The organism is Coprococcus sp. RTP21204st1_G4_RTP21204_210225 (assembly GCF_040915385.1).
GTDB classification, from domain to species: Bacteria; Bacillota; Clostridia; order Lachnospirales; family Lachnospiraceae; genus Allocoprococcus; species Allocoprococcus comes.
On record NZ_JBCPDP010000003.1, the window covers coordinates 131,117 to 150,291 of the forward strand.

15 protein-coding genes, 1 other RNA gene and 1 other annotated feature are annotated in these 19,175 nt (G+C 43.7%); of the genes, 15 read left to right on the top strand and 1 reads right to left on the bottom strand.

From position 1 onward, the window contains the following. Nucleotides 1-10 precede the first annotated feature (10 nt). The 4 genes from mfd (at nucleotide 11) to AB5213_RS03960 (ending at nucleotide 6,261) form a co-directional block, all read left to right on the top strand. Entirely contained in the window at nucleotides 11-3,361 is a 3,351-nt protein-coding gene (gene mfd, locus AB5213_RS03945) for a transcription-repair coupling factor (protein ID WP_368276363.1), read from the top strand. 113 nt (nucleotides 3,362-3,474) lie between these two features. After that, on the top strand, nucleotides 3,475-4,518 hold the full coding sequence (locus AB5213_RS03950; protein WP_368276364.1) for a peptidylprolyl isomerase: 1,044 nt from the start codon (nucleotides 3,475-3,477) through the stop codon (nucleotides 4,516-4,518). Nucleotides 4,519-4,564: 46 nt separating this feature from the next. Beyond that, the gene (locus tag AB5213_RS03955; protein ID WP_117834434.1) at nucleotides 4,565-5,275 is read left to right on the top strand and encodes a TMEM198/TM7SF3 family protein; all 711 of its coding nucleotides are present in this window, start codon (nucleotides 4,565-4,567) and stop codon (nucleotides 5,273-5,275) included. Nucleotides 5,276-5,427: 152 nt separating this feature from the next. Further along, entirely contained in the window at nucleotides 5,428-6,261 is an 834-nt protein-coding gene (locus tag AB5213_RS03960; protein ID WP_008371869.1) for a PHP domain-containing protein, read from the top strand. Between the two features lie 104 nt (nucleotides 6,262-6,365). Here the strand turns inward: AB5213_RS03960 and AB5213_RS03965 are convergent, their stop codons facing one another. Then, on the bottom strand, nucleotides 6,366-7,262 hold the full coding sequence (locus AB5213_RS03965) for a hypothetical protein (RefSeq protein ID WP_008371868.1): 897 nt from the start codon (nucleotides 7,260-7,262) through the stop codon (nucleotides 6,366-6,368). 105 nt (nucleotides 7,263-7,367) lie between these two features. Between AB5213_RS03965 and glgX the strand changes: the two genes are divergently transcribed. The 11 genes from glgX to AB5213_RS04020 all read left to right on the top strand — a co-directional run bounded on the left by glgX (nucleotide 7,368) and on the right by AB5213_RS04020 (nucleotide 18,764). Further along, a complete protein-coding gene (glgX, locus tag AB5213_RS03970; protein ID WP_117555732.1) occupies nucleotides 7,368-9,470 on the top strand; it encodes a glycogen debranching protein GlgX in 2,103 nt (700 codons plus the stop codon). A 96-nt stretch (nucleotides 9,471-9,566) separates the two neighbouring features. Further along, nucleotides 9,567-11,885, top strand: a complete 2,319-nt coding sequence (locus AB5213_RS03975; protein WP_368276365.1) for a VaFE repeat-containing surface-anchored protein — start codon at nucleotides 9,567-9,569, stop codon at nucleotides 11,883-11,885. A gap of 105 nt (nucleotides 11,886-11,990) precedes the next feature. Then, entirely contained in the window at nucleotides 11,991-13,481 is a 1,491-nt protein-coding gene (gene thrC / locus AB5213_RS03980) for a threonine synthase (protein WP_055157399.1), read from the top strand. A gap of 18 nt (nucleotides 13,482-13,499) precedes the next feature. Continuing rightward, entirely contained in the window at nucleotides 13,500-13,844 is a 345-nt protein-coding gene (locus AB5213_RS03985; RefSeq protein WP_022220753.1) for a hypothetical protein, read from the top strand. Beyond that, nucleotides 13,808-14,080, top strand: coding sequence for a hypothetical protein (locus AB5213_RS03990; protein ID WP_055246508.1), 273 nt, complete (start codon nucleotides 13,808-13,810; stop codon nucleotides 14,078-14,080). The genes AB5213_RS03985 and AB5213_RS03990 overlap by 37 nt, the downstream gene beginning before the upstream one ends. 10 nt (nucleotides 14,081-14,090) lie before the next feature. Continuing rightward, nucleotides 14,091-15,122 (top strand): XdhC family protein, encoded by a 1,032-nt coding sequence (locus tag AB5213_RS03995; RefSeq protein ID WP_368276366.1) that lies wholly within the window; start codon nucleotides 14,091-14,093, stop codon nucleotides 15,120-15,122. Between the two features lie 18 nt (nucleotides 15,123-15,140). Beyond that, nucleotides 15,141-16,115 carry a GTP 3',8-cyclase MoaA gene (moaA, locus tag AB5213_RS04000; RefSeq protein ID WP_044998967.1) on the top strand — a complete coding sequence of 325 codons (975 nt, stop codon included), beginning with the start codon at nucleotides 15,141-15,143 and terminating at the stop codon, nucleotides 16,113-16,115. An 8-nt stretch (nucleotides 16,116-16,123) separates the two neighbouring features. Further along, complete coding sequence (locus AB5213_RS04005) at nucleotides 16,124-17,059, top strand: molybdopterin-binding protein (RefSeq protein WP_368276367.1); 936 nt, start codon at nucleotides 16,124-16,126, stop codon at nucleotides 17,057-17,059. A gap of 14 nt (nucleotides 17,060-17,073) precedes the next feature. Further along, nucleotides 17,074-17,547, top strand: coding sequence for a cyclic pyranopterin monophosphate synthase MoaC (gene moaC, locus AB5213_RS04010; RefSeq protein WP_055246514.1), 474 nt, complete (start codon nucleotides 17,074-17,076; stop codon nucleotides 17,545-17,547). 87 nt (nucleotides 17,548-17,634) lie between these two features. Beyond that, a non-coding RNA gene (gene ssrS / locus AB5213_RS04015) (6S RNA) lies at nucleotides 17,635-17,815 on the top strand. Nucleotides 17,816-17,930: 115 nt separating this feature from the next. Then, complete coding sequence (locus AB5213_RS04020; RefSeq protein ID WP_082421134.1) at nucleotides 17,931-18,764, top strand: YihY/virulence factor BrkB family protein; 834 nt, start codon at nucleotides 17,931-17,933, stop codon at nucleotides 18,762-18,764. Between the two features lie 124 nt (nucleotides 18,765-18,888). Further along, nucleotides 18,889-19,109, top strand: a binding site (T-box leader). Nucleotides 19,110-19,175: the final 66 nt, after the last annotated feature.

A 19,175-nucleotide genomic window follows, 5' to 3' on the forward strand; every position in this document is an offset into this window, starting at 1 on the left:
GCAAAAAGCGATGCATGCACTTACGGCTCCTTTATCTGAACTGGCAGAGATTGAAGAAATCTGTGAAGAGCGTGGACGGGAACCGGGCATGCTGCTTCTTTCCGGGTGTGTGACATCACAGAAAACGCATTTGATGTATGCGCTTGGAAAAGATTATGGGCATACATTGATCGTTCTTTCCAGTGAAGATAAAGCAAAAAAATTATACGAAGAATATCGTTTTTTAAATGAAAATACCAGCTATTATCCGGCAAAGGATCTCCTTTTTTATCAGGCAGATATCCACGGAAAACAGCTGGTCAAACAGCGGATGGAAACCTTGCAGATGATGATGGAGGCAAAAAGCCAGGTTACGGTCATTACAACGATTGACGGATTCATGGATGAACTGCCATCGGAAGCAGAAATAAAAGGAGACATTCTGACCATTTCCAATGGGGAGACGCTGGAATTTGAATCGCTGAAGGAGAAGATCATAAAACTTGGATATGACAGGGAAGCCCAGGTGGATGGTCCGGGGCAGTTTGCAGTTCGTGGTGGAATCATTGATATTTACCCACTTACCGAGGAATTGCCGATCCGTATTGAATTCTGGGGAGATGAAGTGGATTCAATACGGACTTTTGACGTGGACAGCCAGAGATCTGTAGAGAATCTGGAACAGATCGTTATTTATCCGGCAGATGACAGACTGGGAAGTGACCGGAAAGTTTCTTTTATCAACTACTTTGATCCGAAGGACACACTGGTGTTCCTGGATGAACCAGCAAGGCTTCTGGAAAAAGGGCGTCTGGCAGAAAATGAAGTGGAAAAAGCGAGAGAGAACCGTGCAGAAGAAATGGAAAGGACCGGGGAAATGGAAGAAGCTCCGGAATTTTTTACGACTGATGAAATTATAAAATTTCTGAACAAATTCTGTATGATCGGGATGTGTGCTCTGGAAATGAAATGTAAGCCATTTTTTGTGAAAAAGCGGTTTGGGATCCAGGCAAAAAGCGTTAACCCGTATAACAGCAGCTTTGAGATGCTGACACAGGATCTCAAAAGACTGAAAAGGAACGGATACCGGGCGGTTCTGATTTCTGGGTCCAGAACAAGGGCAAAACGTCTGGCAGAGGATCTACGTGATTATGATCTGAGCAGTTTTTACAGTGAGGATCAGGAACGTGAAGTGAATCCAGGGGAGATCATGGTATGCTACGGGCATATAGAAGTCGGATACGAGTACCCGATGATTAAATTTATTGTCATATCTGAGTCAGATATTTTTGGAAAGACAAAGAAGAAAAAGAAACGAAAAAGTTATGATGGACAGAAAATAAGCAGCTTTTCGGATCTGAAACCGGGAGACTATGTAGTGCATGAGAATCATGGACTTGGAATCTACCGGGGAATTGAAAAGATAGAAGTTGATAAGGTGACAAAGGATTATATGAAGATTTCGTATGCTGATGGTGGAAATCTTTATATTCTTGCGACACAGCTTGACCAGATCCAGAAGTATGCCAGTGCAGATGCTAAAAAGCCGAAACTTAACAAACTTGGAGGACAGGAATGGCATCGCACGAAGAGCAAGGTAAAGACAGCAGTCTGGCAGATTGCCAAAGATCTGGTGGAACTCTATGCAGTACGGCAGTCCAAAGAAGGATTTGTCTATGAAAAGGACACGGTCTGGCAGAAAGAATTTGAAGAAATGTTTCCGTTTGAGGAAACGGAGGATCAACAGCTTGCAATCGAGGCAACAAAACGGGATATGGAAAGCCCAAAGATCATGGACCGTCTGATCTGTGGGGATGTGGGATTTGGAAAGACAGAGATTGCAATCCGGGCAGCATTCAAGGCAGTGCAGGAGAACAAGCAGGTTGTCTATCTGGTCCCTACTACGATTCTTGCACAGCAGCATTACAACACTTTTGTGCAACGGATGAAAGAATTTCCGGTAAGGGTGGATCTGTTATGCCGTTTCCGCACACCTGCACAACAGAAAAAAACGATCGAAGATTTGAAAAAGGGACAGGTTGATATCATCATCGGAACCCACCGGGTATTGAGTAAGGATGTGGCATTTAAAGATCTGGGACTTCTGATCATTGATGAGGAACAGCGTTTTGGAGTACAGCATAAAGAAAAGATCAAAAAGCTGAAGGAAAATATTGATGTTCTGACACTTACGGCAACACCGATTCCCCGAACGCTTCATATGAGTCTGATCGGAATCCGTGACATGAGTGTGCTGGAAGAAGCACCAGTTGACCGGATGCCGATCCAGACCTATGTGATGGAGGAGAATGATGAGATGGTCCGGGAGGCAATCGAAAGAGAAATTTCCCGCCAGGGACAGGTGTACTATGTCTATAACCGTGTCCAGGATATAGCTGAAATGGCAGCGAAGATCCAGAAACTTGTGCCGGATGCAAATGTGGCATATGCACACGGGCAGATGCGGGAACACAAGTTAGAAGATATTATGTACGATTTCATCAATGGAGAAATTGATGTTCTGGTATCGACGACGATCATCGAGACCGGTCTTGACATTTCCAATGCCAATACCATGATCATCCATGATGCAGATCGGATGGGGCTCTCCCAGCTTTATCAGCTACGTGGAAGAGTTGGAAGATCGAACCGTATGGCATATGCATTTCTTTTGTACAGAAGAGACAAAATGCTCCGGGAGGTTGCAGAAAAACGTCTTTCGGCAATTCGTGAGTTTACAGATCTTGGCTCTGGTGTAAAAATCGCCATGCGGGATCTGGAAATCCGTGGGGCAGGAAACCTGCTTGGGGAGGAACAGCATGGACATATGGATGCAGTGGGATACGATCTTTACTGTAAGATGTTAAGTGAGGCAGTCCGTCACCTGAAGGGAGAAATCCCGGAAGAAACCTATGCGACAACCGTGGATATGAATATTGATGCTTATATTCCGGCATCTTATATTCCGAATGAGTATCAGAAACTGGATATCTATAAACGGATCGCAGCAATTGAGACAGAAGAAGAACAGGAAGATATGCTAGAAGAACTGATTGACCGTTTCGGCGATCCGCCACGCAAGGTGCAGCAGCTTCTGATGATCGCACAGCTGAAGGCGAAAGCACATGCGGCTTATGTAATTTCGGTAGAGCAAAAAGGCGATGAATACAAATTTACCATGTATGAGAAGGCAAGAGTAAATGTAGCAAAGATTCCGGAACTGCTGGCAAAATATAAAGGAGAACTGACATTTAAGACAGATGCAGAAAATCCATATTTTATTTATTGTAAACTTCGGAAAAATAAAAAAGAAAAAGCAGAGCAGATCCTTGAAAATGCAGGAAAAATTGTCGAAGATATACAGGGACTTGTCGAAGAATAATGTGTATTTTTTATGAAAAAGATTGCCAGTAAGGTAAAAAAAAGATATACTATACGAGTGCATAGTGAAGAAGTGTGTACAATGGAGCGAAGATCAAGGAGGAAATTTTATAAATGAAAAAAAGAGTGGTTGCCTGTATACTGGCAGTTGCCTGCATTGCATCTTTAAACGGATGTGGAAGCAAGTTTAACGGACAGGATACAGTGGTAGAAGTCGGAGATGAGAAAGTGACTGCAGATGTGGCGAACTTTTTTGCAAGATATCAGCAGGCGCAGTTTGAAACAACATATAGCAGTTATCTGGGAGATGATTTTTGGGGAAAAGAAGTTACAGACGGAAAGACTTACGAAGAGAATTATAAGGATTCAATCATGGATTCTCTGGAAGAAATGTATATTCTGGATGAGCACAAGGATGATTATAAAGTTTCGCTAAGTGATGATGAGGAAAAAAGCATCGAGGATGCTGCGAAGAAATTTACTGACAGCAATGACAGTGCTGCAAAAGATGCAGTATCGGGCGATGAAAAGACGGTAAAGAAAGTACTGGAACTTCTGACACTTCAGAAGAAGATGGAAACTGCCATGACTGCGGATGTAGATACGAATGTATCCGATGAGGAAGCAGCACAGAAGAAAATGCAGTATGTGCTGTTCTCTACAAAGACAACGGGCAGTGATGGAAAATCGACAGATATGTCAGATGACAAAAAAGCAGAAGTGAAAAAGAAAGCAGAAGATTTCCAGAAAGATGTGGCTTCGGCAGAAGATTTTTCTGTATTTGCAACAGCAGTAGGTGCATCAGCCACCGATCTGACATTTGACTCGGATACGACATCGCCAAACGAAGATCTGATCAAAGCTGCTGATAAGTTAAAAGAAGGCGAAGTAACAGACGTGATCGAAGCAGACAATGGCTATTATGTTGCAAAAGTAGTCAGCCTTCTTGACCGTGATGCAACGGATACCAAGAAAGAGTCCATTGTATCACAGAGAAAGAGTGACCAGTATCAGTCAATTTGTAAGAAATGGAAAAAGAAAACGGATATTAAAGTACATAAAAAAGTATGGAATACGATCAGTTTTGCTGATCAGGGCGTAACGGTTAAGAGCACGACCGAAGATACAGATACATCTTCAGACTCTTCATCAAAATAAGCGTCTGACTTAACAACAGGAAAGTACGACAGGAGGAGAGATTAGGATGGAATCAATAGGTATAGTATTGAAGGATATCATGGGAAACAGTGCGGTATTTATAGCAGGAAAAGAAGCCGTGATTGTTTCGGCGGTATCAATTGTTATATCAGTTTTCATTGGAATTTTAGGTTTGAAGCTGATCCGTGTCTGGAATGCAGTGATTGGATTTGTTGCAGGGGCATTGCTTGGATTTGCCGTGACATATCTTATGGGACTGGAAGTTGTTCCGGTACTGATCGCAGCCGGTGTTGCGGGTTTGGTTTTTGCAATACTGAACAGTGTATTTAAGAAATTCGGAGCTTTCTGGGTATGCTTTCTGGGAATGGCTGGCACAGTACTTGCGATTACAAATGCGGGAAACTGGATCATGCTGGCAGTCTGCGGAGCAGTCGGACTGATTTTCGCAATCCTTGCGATGATCTGGTTTGAACCGTTTGTGATTATTGCGACGGCATTAGCAGGCGGTTTTGGAGCAGGAATGATGATCTATGATCTGGCAGGTCTGAAAAATGTGATTTTCATGTGGATCATTTCGATTGGGATTACATTTATCGGAATCGTGATCCAGTTTATCATGAAGTCAAGTGAGATCAACAAGAAGCAGGTTCGAAGAGCAAATGCGATCAAGAAAGAAACATCAAAAGAAGAAGAAATAGAGATGGCAAGAACCATGCTGATCGATCTGGATGATGATGATGACGAGGATGAAGAATAGATAAGATGGATGAGAGGATGTATCAGAATGTGATACATCCTCTTTTGCATTTGATCAGGAATGGCTGGAAGAAACCGGTATTTCTTGCAGCGTTATAAAAAAAGAGGTATAATAAAAATAGTATCAACGATATAAGATCTGGAGATGAAAATATGAAGATAGATATGCATTGTCATGTAAGAGAAGGATCAATTGACAGCAAAGTGCCGATTGAAGAATTTATTAAAAAGCTGCAGTCTAAAGGCATTGGCGGAATGCTGGTTACAGATCATGACACCTATAATGGATATCGGCACTGGAAGAATACGGTCAAAGGGAGAAAATACAAAGATTTTGTCGTATTGAAAGGAATAGAGTATGATACACTGGATGCGGGACACATTCTGATCATTATGCCACAGGGAGTAAAGATGCGCCTGCTGGAGCTGAGAGGGCTTCCGCTTTCGCTGCTGATTGATTTTGTGCATCACAATGGAGGAATCTGTGGACCGGCACATCCGTGTGGGGAAAAGTATCTGAGTTTTACGAATACGAAAAGATGGCAGAAATCTCCGGAGTTGATTGAAAAATTTGATTTTATAGAGACTTTCAATGCATGTGAGCCACCACAGTCCAATGAAGGGGCGAAGTATCTTGCTGAAAAATATGGAAAACCGGGAACCGGAGGAAGTGATGCGCATAAGCTGGACTGCGTCGGCATGGGGTATACGGAATTTCCGGTACGGATTGAGACAGAGCTGGATCTGATCCGGCAGATCAGGGAAAAAGGAGAGATCCAGTCCGGTGGGGAGTATTACACGAAGACGACAAAAGACAAAATTGGAAAATTCAATAAACTTCTGATCTTTTCTTTCTGGTTTTATAACCGGGGTGGTGCACTTCTGAAAAAGCACACACGCAAAAAGAAGATCAATAAAGAACAGCCACTTGATGCAATCGATCCAATCGAGATTCCGTATCTGGACAAGATCAAGAGGAAACATTAGTGAGTGGCAAAATTTACTTTTGATACTCACATCATAATTTTAAAGATAAAAAATCCATCTGATTTCTTTTTTTAAAAGAAATCAGATGGATTTTTTACAACCTGTTATTTTTTGAGAGACATTTCCTTCAGTTTGTTTCTAAGATCTTCAAAGGATTCTTTGTAATTGCGGCTCTGCATTTTCGGGAAAGCTTTCATGATACGCTTCTGCATATGAGAAGTTGCTTTGACATTTTCCAGGTAGCTTCTGCGAAGAAGAGCAATCCGTTCTTTTACTTCGTCAGAAACATCGGCAAGGGTGTCTGAAATTGCTTCCTGTTTTTCGGAAATAGCAGATTTAAATTCTTCCTGCTTCTCAGATACAGTATCTTTGAACTCTTCCTGTTTTTCCATAGCTGTAATGGTACGCTTGTAGATTGATTCACCAAGCTTGTCGGAAATCTGATGAAGTTCGTCTGCAATGGCCTGCATTTTTTCAAGACGTTTGTTGAGCTTCAGGATACCGGATGCTGTTACATAGAGATCGGCAAGTCCGGCAATCACCAGAATACATACAAGAATGATACCGACAAGGAAAGGAATGTGTGAGAGCAGTGTGTCAATCAGTGGATGGAATACATCTACGATGAAAACACAGAACACTCCCCAGATCAGAGAAAACAAAAGGCACACATATCCATTCAGATTGAGCGGCATATTAGAATAATCCCACCATTTGTTATGGAAAACCTTTTCGAGAATGAACCCGGTCAGCCATTCGATTGCAGTAACAAGAATAGCACTTCCGAGATATAGCAGGAGCAGGTTGGAACGAAGCGGTGTCAGAAAATGAATGACTGCAACCACGCCGAAACCGTATACCGGACAGATCGGGCCATTTAAGAATCCACGGTTGACAAAACGACGTTCTTTAAAAGCGGCAAACGCAACTTCTGTACACCAGCCTAAAAAGGCATATATAAAGAAGCACTGAAATAAATAATATAGATGCTGTGCAGTCATAAAAAACCTCCTTGAGTCTGCTGCAAAAAAATATGTAATCCTTTATATTATATACAGAAAGGAAAGATGTGTAAACGGAAAAATGTGCTATACTGAAAACATGACATGGAAGGAGCTGGTAAAATGCTGGAAGAAATGATGCCAAGATGGGTTCCGACAGAAAATGTAAATGGATTTGAAATCTGTCCCGGACTGTATCGTGATGAGGGTGCGACTGCATTTCAGTCGGCAGTTAATTTTACAGTGCATTCAAAAGGGGCTGTGACATGTGAACTTCTTCTGTTTCACAGAAAGGAACCGGAACCTTATGCGGTGATTCCATTCCCGGAAAACTGCCGGATCGGGGATGTATTTTCCATGATGGTATTCGGACTGGATATTGAAGAATTTGAATATGCGTACAGGCTGGACGGACCGTGGAAACCAAAGGAAGGTCTTCTGTTTGATAAAAAGCATATTTTACTGGATCCGTATGCAAAGGCAGTTACCGGGCAGAGTGTATGGGGAAAAGCACTAAATACAGGGGGATATCGTGCCAGAGTAGTCCGGAATAATTTCTTCTGGGGCAGTGAAAAGCCGGATAAGATCCCGATGGAAAAACTGATCATCTATGAGATGCATGTCAGGGGATTCACGAAGATGGACAAAAGTGTCCGTCATCCTGGAACCTTTGCCGGAATCAAAGAAAAAATTCCTTATCTGAAAACACTGGGGATTAATGCGGTGGAGTTAATGCCGATCTTTGAATTTGATGAACTGCAGGGGAGCCGTGAGGTTGATGGAAAGAAACTGATTGATTACTGGGGGTATAATACAGTCAGCTTTTTTGCGCCGAATACGAGCTATGCAGCATCAACGGAATACAACCGGGAAGGAGTAGAATTAAAAGAACTGATCCGGGAACTGCATGATAACCAGATTGAAGTAATCCTGGATGTGGTGTTTAACCATACGGCAGAAGGAAATGAATGCGGACCGTTTATTTCGTTTAAAGGATTTGACAATCAGATTTATTATATGTTGACACCCGATGGAAAATATTATAATTTCAGTGGCTGTGGAAATACTGTGAATTGTAATCATCCGGTGGTGATCAAAATGATCCAGGATTGTCTGCGATACTGGGTGGCAGAGTACCGGGTGGACGGCTTCCGGTTTGATCTTGCCTCGATCCTGGGAAGAAATGAGGATGGGTCACCGATGGAAAATCCACCACTCGTAAAGAATCTTGCCTATGATTCGCTGCTTGCAGACACAAAGCTGATCGCGGAGGCGTGGGATGCCGGCGGACTTTATCAGGTCGGAAGTTTTCCGGCATTCCGCAGATGGTCAGAATGGAACGGAAGATACCGGGATGACGTGCGGGAATATTTAAAAGGGGGACTTTGGGCAGCAGGAGCAGCGCTTCAGAGAATTGCCGGTTCTCCGGACATCTATGATACCAGAATCCGCGGAAAACATGCTTCTGTGAATTTCCTGACCTGCCATGATGGATTTACCCTGTATGATCTTTATTCGTATAACCAGAAGCACAATGAGGCTAATGGATGGGGAAATCTTGATGGAAGTGACGATAACCGGAGCTGGAACTGTGGGGCAGAGGGGGACACTGATCAGGTGATGGTTGTTGAACTGCGCCACCGGATGATGAAAAATGCTTTTGCGGTCCTGCTTTGCAGCAGAGGGACACCGATGTTCCTTGCAGGTGATGAGTTTGGCAATACTCAGTTCGGGAATAATAATGCCTACTGTCAGGATAACGAGATTTCCTGGCTGGACTGGACAAGAAAAGAAAAGTTTCAGGATGTATTTGATTTTTGTGCTTATATGACGGCATTTCGGAAACGGCATCCGTCGATCACAGGAGATGCAGGGGCGAGCAGTCTTGGATTTCCGGAGATCAGCTTTCACGGTGAAGTGCCGTGGAAACTGGATTTTTCCAGACCGGAGATCCGGACGGCGGCAGTCATGTTTGCCGGATATGATAACAAAATGGCAAAAGAAGACTGTGTGTATCTTCTGATGAATCCATACTGGGAAGGTGTCTGGGTAGAACTTCCACAACTTCCGGGCGGATATAGTTGGCATGTGGCGGCAAATACTGGAGATAAAAAGCAGGAAATTTATCAGAATCCGGTACGGATTTCGGAGGAAAGAATTCTTGTGGGACCGAGAAGTGTGATCGTTCTGGAGGCAGATCAACAATAAAATACTATTGACAAGCGGGTACTCTTCCTTTATAGTAAGGGTACTCGTCTTTTATATTCTCTTTTCTGACCTGAAAAGGCAGAAGGAGAAACTTTTATGAAATATATGAAGAATCATTTTGCCGGAATACTAAGTGTGATTCTGGCGGTAGTATCATTGTCGGGCAGCAGTATGCCTGTCGTATCTGCAAACTCAGCAGAGAGAATCGCAAAGAAAGAAACGATTGTAAAACTTGATGAAAAATTAGGAGCAGAGCCGGGAAAAGTGCTTGAGGAGTTAAAAAACCACGAAAAGGACGGTTATTATCTGGGAACGCCTTACAGCGGATATCCTCTGACAGCAGAGAACTGCATGCGTCCGAACGGAGCCTACGGTGGAAATGGGGCAATGAACTGTACCGGGTTTGTCGCTTATGTTCTGGAAAAATGTGGAGCGGATCTGTCAGGAATTGACAAAGGAAGTCTTCGTGGCGGCAAGGTCAATGCGAGCAACTGGTTTCATTGGATGACAGACAATGCCGTGGAATCCTATCATTACAACACCATTGAGGAACTGCTTGCGGGCGGAAAAGCGCAAAAAGGAGATGTGATCTATTTTGAGCCGGTTTCCTGGGAGGAAGAAGATGCAGACTGCCATATTGGATTTTTCTGGGGAGATAATAGCAACGATAACCGGTTCTGGCATTCGGCATCTATCCCGTCGAGTGGTAATCAGATTTCACAGCTTGTGGCAAAATCCAGATCAACGATATATCTTTTTAAGACAACCCATAATGGAAGCCTGGAGATCATGAAGAGCTCTGCAAGGTCAGAGATTACGGCTGATAATCAGCTCTACTCACTGGAAGGGGCAGAGTATACCGTCTGTAAAAGTGGGACATCCGAGGCAGTCTGCGTAATCCGGACAGACAAGAAAGGATATGGGAAGGCAGAAAATCTGCCGGAGGGTTCCTATGACATCAAAGAGACTAAAGCACCGAAAGGCTATGTACTGGACACAAAGATACGGCAGATCACGGTGAATGCCGGACAGACCGTGACCTATGAGTGTCAGGATGAACCGGAAAAGACAAAGGTGGAAATTCTGATCCGGAAGCAGGATGCGGAAACAGGGAAAGGGCAGGCGCAGGCAGGACTTTCTCTTGCGGGAGCTGAATTTCATGTGGCATTTTTTGATAGCATTTTTGACAATCAAAATGAGATCGGTGTGAAGGTGCCGCTCAGGAGTTGGAAGCTGAAGTCGGATGCGGATGGTGTGGTCCGTATGGATGAGGCGCACCTGATCAGCGGAGATCCGTTTTTTGAAAATAACGAGCTTCCGCTTGGAACGATTACGGTATGGGAGATGCATGCGCCGGAAGGGTATCTGGTGGACACCGTTACACATTGTATCAGGACTGGAACGGAGCAAAATGGAAGCTATAAAGCCCTGAAAATATGGAATCCAGTGGAAATAAAGGAAAAGCTCATCCGTGGGGACTTAAAGCTGGTGAAAGCGGCAGATAAAACCTTGAAAAGACTGGCGGATATCCCATTTCGGATCACATCGCAGGCAACTGGGGAGAGCCATGTGATCCTGACGGACAAAAACGGGGAGGCTTCGACCGGTGCGTACTGGAATCCACATACCGTCAACACGAATGAGGGGAAGACAAGTGAAGATGGGATCTGGTTTGGGGAAGGAACTCCGGATAATACAAGAGGAGCGCTTCCTTACGGAACGTATCTGGTGGAAGAACTGTCTTGTAAAAATAATGAAGACCGGATGCTGATTCCTGCGTTTGAGGTGGAAGTAACAAAGGAAATGCGAATAATTGATCTGGGGACACTGACAAATGATGAACATCCCGTACCGGAGATCGGGACAAGAGCATCTGACCGGGAAACGGGAACGCATAACGGGAAACGGACAGAACAGGTAACGGTCATAGATCGGGTAAAATGGAAAAATCTGGAGATTGGAAAAGAATATGTAGTTAAAGGCACATTAATGGATAAGGAGACCAAAAAGCCGGTTCTTCAGGATGGAAAAGAAGTGACCGCAGAGAAAAAGCTGATCCCGGATACAGATTCCGGAGAACTTCAGATGGAATTTACGTTTGATGCAACGAAGCTTAACGGAGAACAGGTTGTTGTATTTGAGGAAGTGTATCTGGAAGAGAAGCTGGTTGCAGTGCACGCAGATCTGGAGGACGAAGGACAGAGTGTAACCTATAAAAAGGAAAAGCCGGCAGAAGAGGAAAAACCGGAAAGTCCGGAAAAGCCAAAGGAAACTGAGAAAGCAAAGACGGTTGCAACAGGAGATGGATCTTATGTAAAGATTCTGGTATTTCTGATCGGCGTTATTCTGACCGGGGCACTGCTCCTGTGTTTTCTTCTGAGCCGGATGTGGGGACGAATGTGGAAACGCAGATAAGGATGGCATTGCACTTGAAAGGTTCTTATGCTATAATCGCTAAATAGGAAAATACTTTAGCAGATTGCTGAAGTGAATCAGAAAGAATAAGAAGGGTGGAGAACCATGAATTTACTTTATAAGAGTACAAGAGATGCAGAAAAGACAGTAACAGCTTCCCAGGCAATCTTAAAAGGGCTGGCAGATGACGGCGGATTATTTGTACCGGTTTCGATTCCGAAGCTTCCGGTGTCGCTTGGTGAGCTCAAAGAGATGACCTATCAGGAAATCGCATATACAGTTATGAAGGAATTCCTGACAGACTTTACAGAAGAAGAGCTGAAGAGCTGTATCGCAAAGGCTTACGACAGTAAGTTTGATACCGAAGAGATTGCACCGCTTGCGAAGGTGGAGGATGCTTATTATCTGGAACTGTTCCACGGAGCAACGATCGCATTCAAAGATATGGCACTTTCCATTCTTCCGCACCTTCTGACTACTTCTGCAAAGAAGAATCAGGTGAAGAATGAGATCGTCATTCTGACTGCAACATCCGGGGATACAGGAAAAGCTGCACTTGCAGGATTTGCAGATGTAGAAGGAACCAAGATCATCGTATTCTATCCGAAGAACGGAGTCAGCCGCGTACAGGAGCTGCAGATGGTAACACAGAAAGGAGACAATACTTCTGTTGTTGCGATCCACGGTAATTTTGACAACGCACAGAGCGGTGTGAAGGCGATGTTCGAGAACAAAGAGCTGGAAAAAGAGTTAAATGAAGCAGGCTACCAGTTCTCATCTGCCAACTCCATCAATATCGGGCGTCTGGTTCCGCAGGTTGTATATTATGTATATGCTTATGCGAAGCTTCTTCAGAATGAAGAGATTGCGGAAGATGAAGAGATCAATGTAGTTGTACCGACCGGTAACTTTGGGAATATTCTGGCTGCATACTACGCAAAGAATATGGGAATCCCGATTGCAAAGCTGATCTGTGCATCCAATGAGAACAAAGTTCTCTATGACTTCTTCCAGACAGGAACTTATGACCGTAACCGTGAATTTGTTCTTACAACATCTCCGTCCATGGATATTCTGATCTCCAGCAACTTAGAGCGTCTGATCTACAAGATCTCAGGAGAAGATGCAAGAAAAGATACGGATCTTATGACTGAGCTGAAGACAAAGGGAAGTTACGCGATTACAGGTGAGATGAAAGCAAACCTGGCTGATTTTGCGGCAGGATATGCGACAGAAGAGCAGGTCGCAAAGACAATCCATGATATATACGAAGATACCGGTTATGTAATGGATACCCATACGGCGGTAGCTGCAACGGTGTATAAAGCTTACAGAGAAGACAGTAAAGATGACAGAAAGACAGTAATCGCATCCACAGCAAGTCCATACAAATTTGCAGGAAGCGTTATGTCAGCGATTGATCCGAAGTATAAAGGACAGGATGATTTCAAACTGATCGAGGAGCTTCAGAAAGTATCCGGTACAGAGCTTCCGAATGCCATCAAAGAGATCATGAATGCCGAGATCCGTCACAATACGGAATGTGATGTGGATCAGATGGAGCAGACCGTTAAGAATATTCTTAGCGTAAAATAGACAGGAGAAGACAAAAGAATGAACGGAATGGAAGGAATTTTCGGGATCATTGGTATTGGGGCGGGATTGTATAGCCTGTATGCATGGTTTCAGCTTAAATTCAAAGGAATCATCAATACATCAATTCTTGTACCAAAAGATACGAATATAAAGAAGTGTAAGGATAAGGAAGCATACAGGGCAGCAGCAGGACCGAAGCTTCTTGTGCTTGCGGTAGTGCTGATCTTGTACGGCGCAGAAGATCTGTATAATACTTATGTGCAGAGTACAGGAAAATTATTCTGGGTGATGTTAGTGCTGGTACTTGCAGTACTGGTATGGTTTGCATGGACAGTCAAAAAGCTGAATGCAAAGTATTTTTAAAATCAGATCACAAAATAAAGGAAAAGGGAAGGTGCAGACAAAAAGAGCTGCACCTTCTTATTTCATTTGGCGGAAAAATTTGTTACAATAAAAGTATTGCATGGCAGAGAAAATGTGATGGGGATAAAAGAAAATGTCATGCGAGAGATGAAATGCCGGAAGATTCCGATCCGTTTCAGGATGGAACCGTATTAAAAGAAGCATTTGACAGACTGAATAAATATGTAGTAGGGTAGATGAGATTTGATGGAAAATGTATTTGAGATATTAAAAGATTTACCAAAGCAGGGGGATTACGTTCTTTTGACAGTGGTAAAAGGATCCGCAGCAGGAGAAAAAGCAATTTTGGCAGAGAAAAAAATAATCTGGGAAAGTAAAGAAAATGGTTTCTTTTCAGCACATTTTTCAGAAGCAGGTGACTTGAAAAAATGTGGACTTTATGAAATCAGAGAGCAGCAGGTGTTTTGTGATATAATTGGAGGGCAGGAGCATCTGGTCATTTGTGGCGGTGGTCACGTATCGGTGCCGGTGATCAAAATCGGGATTATGCTTGGATGGAAGGTCACGGTTCTTGAAGATCGTCCGCAGTTTGCCGATCATGCCAGAAATGCGGGGGCAACGGAAGTGATCTGCCAGCCGTTTGAAGATGCCCTGGATCAGATCGAAGGAGACAAGGATACGTATTTTGTTGTACTGACCAGAGGTCACAGATATGATCAGGTTTGTCTGGAGAAGATCGTTGGGAAGGAACATGCTTATATCGGAATGATCGGAAGCCGGCGAAGAAGTGCGATGGTAAAGCAGAATCTGATTGAAAAAGGATGCAGTCAGGAAGTAATCGGCGAGATAAAAAGTCCGATTGGTCTGAACATCGGTGCTGAGACACCGGAGGAGATCGGTGTGGCGATCATGGCGGAAATCATCGAAGTAAAGAATCAGAACAAGAGAGTCTGCGGTTATCCGGAAGACTTGCTGGAAGCAATCCTGGATATCGTTCATCCGGGAAAGAAGATGCTTGCAACGATCATTACAAGAAAGGGTTCGGCACCAAGAAATGTGGGATCCAAGATGCTGATCCTGGAAGACGGCAGCTGTGTTGGAACCATTGGAGGCGGCTGTATGGAGGCAGAGGTTTTAAGAAAAGCGAGAGTCATGATGCATGAAAATAATACAGGACTAAAGACAGAATATGTGGATATGACCGGAGATGATGCGGAGGAAGAAGGCATGGTCTGCGGCGGTACGATCGAGGTGTTACTGGAACCACTCTGGAATTAAGAAAGGATGGAAAAGGCTGTGAGAGATTCTTATGGACGAACAATTGAATATATGAGAATTTCAATCACAGACCGCTGTAATCTGCGATGCAGGTACTGCATGCCGGATGGCGCAAAGTGGATTCCTATGTCAGAAATCCTGACTTATGAGGAGATTGAACGAATCTGCAGGGAGGCTGTCCGGATCGGGATTACCAGGTTTAAGATTACCGGAGGGGAGCCTTTGGTCAGAAAAGGATGCGCAGATCTGATCCGGATGATCCGGCAGATTCCGGGCACAGAAGAAGTAACAATGACGACAAATGGGGTTCTTCTGGGTGAGAATCTGGAAGATCTTCTTGCAGCGGGGCTGGATGCGGTGAATATCAGTCTGGATACACTGATTCCAGAAAAATATCAGGAGATTACCGGGGCAGATGAACTGGAAAGAGTCAGAAAATCCATTTTCATGGCAGAAAAAAGCGAGATCCGGGTAAAGATCAACACGGTCCTGCAAAAAGGAGTCAATGATGAGGAATGGAAAAGTCTGGCAGAGTTGGCGAAAAAGAACAAGCTGGATGTCCGTTTTATTGAATTGATGCCGATTGGACAAGGAAGAGCAGAGAATGGCATTTCCGGTGCCTGGGTGCTTGGAAAACTGAAAGAAGCTTATGGGATAGAAGGAGAGTTTTATCCGTTAGAGGGACGGTTTGGGAACGGACCTGCTGTGTATTATCAACTGCCTGGTTTTCAGGGAAAAATCGGTCTGATCAGTGCATTGCATGGAAAATTCTGTGACAGATGTAACCGGATTCGGATGACATCAACCGGAAAGTTAAAAGCGTGTCTGTGCTATGCAGATACTATCTCCGTTTTTGAGGCAGCAAGACACGGATCGGAAGAAGAAATCCGGAAATGTCTCGAACAGGCGATCCGTGGAAAACCGAAGATGCATCATTTTGAGGAGCAGAATTTTATTACAGAACAGAAAAATATGTCACAGATCGGAGGATAAACATAAAAATGGGAAGACTGAAGGGAATCTGCATCAGTGAAAAGAGAGGAACCGAAAAACATGAGGTTCGTGAAGCCATGGTCAAAATGGACTGGGGGATTGAAGGAGATGCGCACGGTGGAAAATGGCATCGTCAGATCAGTCTGCTTTCCGATGAAAAGATTCAGGAATTTCGTGCAAAAGGGGCAGAAGTTGCGTATGGTGCATTTGGTGAAAATCTGATCGTGGAGGGATTTGATTTTCGCGCACTTCCGGTTGGAACAAGATTTCATATCGGAGATGTGGTACTTGAGATGACACAGATTGGAAAAGAATGCCACAGTCATTGTCAGATTTATAAGAGAATGGGTGACTGCATTATGCCAAGAGAGGGCGTTTTTGCAGAAGTCGTCACCGGAGGTCATATCAAGGTAGGAGATGAAGTTGTCATGGAACAGGTGAAAAGTGACCGTCCATTTTCAGCGGCAGTTATTACTTTAAGTGATAAAGGGGCTGCCGGAGAACGAGAAGACAAAAGCGGACCCATGATTATCGAAATGTTGAAAGATGTCGGATATGATATTAAAGAAACGATTTTATTACCGGATGAGCAGAAAAAACTGGAAAAAGAGCTGATCAGACTGGCTGATCAGAGACAGCTTAATGTGATCTTTACCACCGGAGGAACAGGATTCTCCGAGCGGGACCGGACACCGGAGGCGACGGTAAATGTCTGTGACCGGATGGCAAACGGAATAGCAGAGGCAATCCGGAATTATTCGATGACGATTACAAAGCGTGCTATGTTCAGCAGAGCTGTATCAGGTATCCGAAAAAAAACGCTGATCATCAATCTCCCGGGAAGTCCCAAAGCAGTACAGGAAGCACTGGAGTTTCTGCTTCCTGAACTTGGACATGGGCTTGGAATTCTCCGGGGAACAGAAGGCGAATGTGCCAGAAAATAAAGAGGTTAAAAATCATGAGTGGATTTACACATTTTAACGAAGATGGTAATGCAGTGATGGTAGATGTGGGGGAAAAGGCTGAGACAAAAAGAGAAGCACTTGCATCAGGGGTGATCCGCATGTCGGAAGAATGCTTTCAGAAAGTAAAGGAAGGCAGCATGAAAAAAGGAGATGTTCTTGGCGTAGCAAGAATTGCCGGGATTATGGGTGCAAAAAAGACAGCAGAACTGATTCCGCTGTGCCATCTGTTAAACCTTACCAAAGTCGAGATTGATTTTGAATATCTGGAAGAAGAGCATGGGATCCGGGCAATCTGCCATACGGCATGTACTGGCAGGACCGGTGTGGAAATGGAAGCACTGACCGGGGTAAATACCGCTCTTCTTACAATCTATGATATGTGCAAGGCGGTTGACCGGGGAATGGAGATCAGAGAAATCCATCTGCTTGAAAAGTCCGGTGGAAAAAGCGGGAAATGGGTACGTTAAACGTATTTTAATTTCTGGTAAAAAAAGTAAATATCTTCAACGATTAACAGTTGAAAAAACACGGCTGATGGTCTATAATAGGCTTTAGAAAACCTGGAATGTTCGAGACTTCCGTATTTTTGAACCTACAATACTTTAAACGGGATTCTTATATCTCTGTAATATGTCAGGCCCTCATTGCGCAGGGGAAGGCAGAAAAGCAGATGCGGTCGCCCACCTAGCGGAGTGCTAGGAGTCAAAAAACGGAAAACGGCATTTCGGGGGACTACAAAAGATAAAGGACAGTTGCGAGAGCAACTGTTTTTTTGGGTTTTCAAAGAAGTGAAAATGTGATAAACTATTTTGAAAAATGAAACTGCCGATAAGATAAATGGAGTTATTATATGATGAAAACGATAAACAAGATTCGGGAAATTACAGGGCAGGTGTCACAAAAGCATGTGGGAGCATACGCGGCCCAGTCTGCTTATTTTTTTGTGCTGAGTATGATCCCGATTATTTTGCTGCTTCTTGCTATCATACAATATACTCCGGTGACAAAAGCAGATGTTATGACTGCTGTGGTAAATTTGTTTCCGGAGACAAATATGCAGGATTTTATGGTTGGCATTGTAAATGAAGTATATAACCAGTCGAAGACGGTCATTCCGATCACTGCGATTGTAGCACTGTGGTCAGCAGGTAAAGGAGTACTTGCGGTTAGTACAGGACTGAACTGTGCATATGAGCTTCGTGAGACACGAAATTATGTATTTTTAAGAATCCGGGCATCCATCTATACGATCCTGTTCATTGCAGCAATTGTGATGGCTCTGGTACTTTCTGTGTTTGGTAATAATATCAGTATTTTTATATATCACAAAATTCCGTTTCTTGCGGAGACGACGGATATGATCATGCGTTTGAGAACGGTGATTTCATTTGTTGTTATGACTGGAATTTCGCTTCTGGTATATCACTTTTTGCCGAACCGGAAGCTTCCGTTCCGGGATTTGATTCTGGGATCTATTTTCTGTTCTCTGGGATGGCTGGTGATCTCGTTTGTTTTTTCAATGTATCTGACAATCTTCAAAGGATTTTCCGGTCTGTACGGAAGTATGACGGCGATCATTCTTGTGATGCTGTGGCTGTATTTCTGTATGTATGTGATGCTGCTGGGAGGGCTTATTAACTGTATCTGGGTAGATGCAAAGCGGGATATCCTGGAAAAGGATTAGTTCTGCAAAAAGCAGCATCCAGGTTCCGGAATATGATTTTGCGTAGATAAACGGTGAATCTATCAGATAAAACCGCTTGACATAAAAAAATCATATGTTACAATAATTAAGTATATGACATATCATAAAAGCAATGACCGTGTAAGTAGTGAACTGTTTTCCGACAGAGAAGGAGAATCCCCGGCTGTAAGTTCTCCCCGGTTCAGGCAGGAAACGAATTTCCCACGTGAGCTGCGTTTTTGAAAATAAAGTAGAAAACGACGTCCCTGCACGTTACGCAGTCCGAGTGCCTGTTATTCAAATAGCAGGAAACAGGGTGGTACCGCGATTTATCTCGTCCCTTTTTAGGGGCGATTTTTTTTATATATTAGGAAAGTGTTCTTTCCTAATGTATAAAAACGCTCCGCGAGG

Bases quoted from the DNA above. Each gene is read 5' to 3' on its own strand.
- mfd (WP_368276363.1), top strand. From the start codon at position 11: ATGCATGCACTTACGGCTCCTTTATCTGAACTGGCAGAGATTGAAGAA.
- AB5213_RS03950 (WP_368276364.1), top strand. From the start codon at position 3,475: ATGAAAAAAAGAGTGGTTGCCTGTATACTGGCAGTTGCCTGCATTGCA.
- AB5213_RS03955 (WP_117834434.1), top strand. From the start codon at position 4,565: ATGGAATCAATAGGTATAGTATTGAAGGATATCATGGGAAACAGTGCG.
- AB5213_RS03960 (WP_008371869.1), top strand. From the start codon at position 5,428: ATGAAGATAGATATGCATTGTCATGTAAGAGAAGGATCAATTGACAGC.
- AB5213_RS03965 (WP_008371868.1), bottom strand. From the start codon at position 7,262: ATGACTGCACAGCATCTATATTATTTATTTCAGTGCTTCTTTATATAT.
- glgX (WP_117555732.1), top strand. From the start codon at position 7,368: ATGGAAGGAGCTGGTAAAATGCTGGAAGAAATGATGCCAAGATGGGTT.
- AB5213_RS03975 (WP_368276365.1), top strand. From the start codon at position 9,567: ATGAAATATATGAAGAATCATTTTGCCGGAATACTAAGTGTGATTCTG.
- thrC (WP_055157399.1), top strand. From the start codon at position 11,991: ATGAATTTACTTTATAAGAGTACAAGAGATGCAGAAAAGACAGTAACA.
- AB5213_RS03985 (WP_022220753.1), top strand. From the start codon at position 13,500: ATGAACGGAATGGAAGGAATTTTCGGGATCATTGGTATTGGGGCGGGA.
- AB5213_RS03990 (WP_055246508.1), top strand. From the start codon at position 13,808: ATGGACAGTCAAAAAGCTGAATGCAAAGTATTTTTAAAATCAGATCAC.
- AB5213_RS03995 (WP_368276366.1), top strand. From the start codon at position 14,091: ATGGAAAATGTATTTGAGATATTAAAAGATTTACCAAAGCAGGGGGAT.
- AB5213_RS04005 (WP_368276367.1), top strand. From the start codon at position 16,124: ATGGGAAGACTGAAGGGAATCTGCATCAGTGAAAAGAGAGGAACCGAA.
- moaC (WP_055246514.1), top strand. From the start codon at position 17,074: ATGAGTGGATTTACACATTTTAACGAAGATGGTAATGCAGTGATGGTA.
- AB5213_RS04020 (WP_082421134.1), top strand. From the start codon at position 17,931: ATGATGAAAACGATAAACAAGATTCGGGAAATTACAGGGCAGGTGTCA.